This window comes from bacterium, from assembly GCA_030247525.1.
In the GTDB taxonomy this organism is placed as follows: Bacteria; Electryoneota; JAOADG01; order JAOADG01; family JAOADG01; genus JAOTSC01.
This window is the reverse complement of the sequence record JAOTSC010000255.1, coordinates 1-3,044: the sequence shown is the minus strand read 5'-3', so window position 1 is coordinate 3,044 and position 3,044 is coordinate 1. Positions and strand designations below refer to the sequence as shown.

The 3,044-nt window shown below is 47.9% G+C and carries 2 protein-coding genes; both read right to left on the bottom strand.

What is annotated here, in order from left to right:
- Positions 1-170 precede the first annotated feature (170 nt).
- A complete protein-coding gene (locus OEM52_14650) occupies positions 171-1,751 on the bottom strand; it encodes a GAF domain-containing protein (protein ID MDK9701374.1) in 1,581 nt (526 codons plus the stop codon).
- Positions 1,752-1,945: 194 nt separating this feature from the next.
- Complete coding sequence (locus tag OEM52_14645; GenBank protein MDK9701373.1) at positions 1,946-2,920, bottom strand: hypothetical protein; 975 nt, start codon at positions 2,918-2,920, stop codon at positions 1,946-1,948.
- Between the last annotated feature and the right edge of the window lie 124 nt (positions 2,921-3,044).

The window sequence follows — 3,044 nt, the reverse complement described above, 5'->3', positions numbered from 1 at the left end:
GATAGAGGAGTTGAGTGAAGAGAATTTGGGACCTACCGAGGATACGGGAAAGAGTTTCTTCGATCATTTACGCGAAAAATTGATGTAGCTGTAAGCTGACTCATAAAAAAAAAGGGGCGGTAATCCGCCCCTTCTGTTATCATAACAAATGTATGCTTCCCGATTGCAGTTCAGATTTCCGAAAACACGGGAAAGCTAATTGTGAAGACGGTTCCGACATCAATTTTACTCTCAACACTGACTGTGGCATGATGGGCGGTTGCTGCCATTTCCACAATGGTTAATCCCAAGCCAGTTCCAATATCGTCCGGTTTAGTGGAGTAGTAAGGTTCAAAAATCTGGGCGAGTTTATCAGCTGCGATGCCGACTCCCTCGTCAGCAACTACGAATTTAATCCGATCCCCATCTAAAATCAGTTTCACGGTAATCGCCCCACTCCCCTTTTCTTCCACTGCTTGTGCCGCATTGAGAATCAGATTGAACATCATTCCTTCGATCTGACTGACATCACCTAACACAAAAAGTGTATCGTTGGGAACTTCAACCATTAAACGGAACTTCGCCGTGGGATTCGATGGATCAAAGAATTTCAAACGACCACTGGAACTACGCAGTAGCTTCACCGTCGAATGCACCAACGCTGTAACATCGACCCGTTCGAACTTCGGTTGCTTTGGACGGCTCAGATTTCGCAAATCTTTTACAATCTGACTCGTTTTATTGAGCTGTTGAAAAGCGACATCGATCGATTCACGCAATGATTGTACTTCAACAATGGGATTCGGTCGGGCACGGATTTGAGCAAGTTGTAACGCACTAAATGCTGGGGTTAGGGCGTTGTTTATCTCATGGGCGATTCCGCCGGCGAGTTGTGAGACCAATGAGAATTTACTTGTACGAATAACTTCCTGCTCGAGCTGATACTCCTTTGTCCGATCCGCCAGCAGCAATCCATACAACTGCTCCTCGCCACGGCGGGGAACATCGAAGACGTGATAATGGACGCGTGTACCGCCGATAACATCAGTGCCTTCGATCGATTGGGAAGTCCAGTCGCCTTCTGTCGCAGCAGCCAAGAGCTTTTTCCCAGCATCAGTTGCGAAGAACGGAATGTCGGAACAAGTTTGCGGAACATTGGAATTCGTCGAACTAAACCGTTTTCGCACCAAGGAATTCGAGAAATGGATTTTGCGATCACTGGCGAATACAACGACGCCGTCAGGAAGACTGCGTAATAGGTTTCCAAGAAAATCAGATGTGTCTTGCAATGTCTTCGACGCCGATTCGAGCGACGAAATCAATCCGGCGGTTTCGATTGCTATCGCTGCGATACTGCCTAATGCGGTAAACAGATCCTGTTCACGGGGGCTAAACGCCTTTGCCGGATTGGTAGTATCGACATAGGTAACACCAATAACCCGATTACGAATAATCAGTGGTGCGCCAATAATCGAACAAATCCCCTGCTTAACAATGCTTTGTTGCCGAGCGAGCGAGTCGTGAGTCGATACACTTTCCACGAGCAGTGGTCGACGCAACTCAAACAGCTTTTTAATGACTGTACTGCTGGTCGCATCCATTGCATTTTCAATTTGCTTACGGTCGACACCACGGGCAACCATCAGTTGTTTTTCGAAGCTCTCATTCAACAACACTAAAAAACCACGCTCTGCCTTCGTTAGCTCCATAGCGTAATCAATCACCTTGTTCAGCAGATCTTCCAGATTATTGTTGGAGGTTAACTCCGACATCAAATCGGCAAAGTGGTGCCAGTCGGACCAAGTAAGGTTCGATTGGATTGGTGGTGGAATCGGTTCCGACGCGGTAATCGCCCGCTCGAGATCGGCGAAATAATCCTGTGTGGTAATGGTCGGACTCCCTGTATGTATCTATACAACGAAAGCCGCACAACCGGTTCTCCGGCTGGCAAGATGAATAGCAGGAATTATTGGGCGGTCATATCAAGTCGGAAACGACTTGGATCGCTCGCCTTAAGATAGGTGGCTGCTTCACCGGAATGCAATTGTGAAGTGATTTGCTTTAAGATTTGGATTGCCTTACGAAACGAGTTACGAGCAGATACATGCTCACCCACCGACCGCCAAGCATTCCCAGCCTTCCAAAGAACCCGCCAGTGTATCTCAGGGAACTGTGTTACATTCCGAACGCTGTTCTCCCAATCGGCAGCTGTGGTAGTGCTTGCTGCAAGTAAGGAATAATACTTACCCCATGACTCAATCCAAAGGTGCTGCGCTTCGATTCCGAGAGCATGCAGCCTTTGTGCAAATAGCGTGAATTCTGATGATTCGTCGGGATTGCGATTTTGTAACCACCACAAAATCAAAGTAGCTTCATCGATTCGTTCCCAGTCTCCGCTTGCAATACTCTCGCTGAGGTCAATAGCAGGCTCGGTATTCGGATGACAAGCATTCTTCATGCTTGCGATCCGCAGCCGATCGATATCGGAGGGATCAGGCGACAAACGTTCGGCGGCAAGCAGCGTTTCGTATGCTATGTCGTGATTCCCGGTCCGGCAATGAAGCTCTGCTAACTGCAGCAAAGGTTGAAACTGCAACTCGGCGGATTCGGCAGAGGTTGCCAAATCGCGGGCAGCCGTATTGTAGTAATAGCTGGCACGATAGTTCGCGTGACAGAGTTGGAGTTCCGATAAATTACCCAAACAGTAGATCTGGTCGGTGATTTTCTCAGCGCGCCGTAAGTAATCGAGTCCTTGCAAATAACTAATTTCAGCGTCTTGTAATTTACCAGATTCGAAATATTTGACACCAATATTTACTTGTACCGCGCTCAACCGTGCGGAGTAGCCGATTTCCCGTCCAATCTTCAGTGCTTGATGCCAGTAGCGAATCGCTTGCCGGTTATGGCCACGAACGGCGGCTACCACCCCCAGGTTATTCAAGTGTCGCAGACTGATCGGTGAATCTTCACATGACGAGCAATCTTTAAGCATTCTGACCAGTTTTTTTCAGCGGCATCTAAATCGTGCTTTACATGGTAGTCAATCATCGCTTGAACATTTAGCG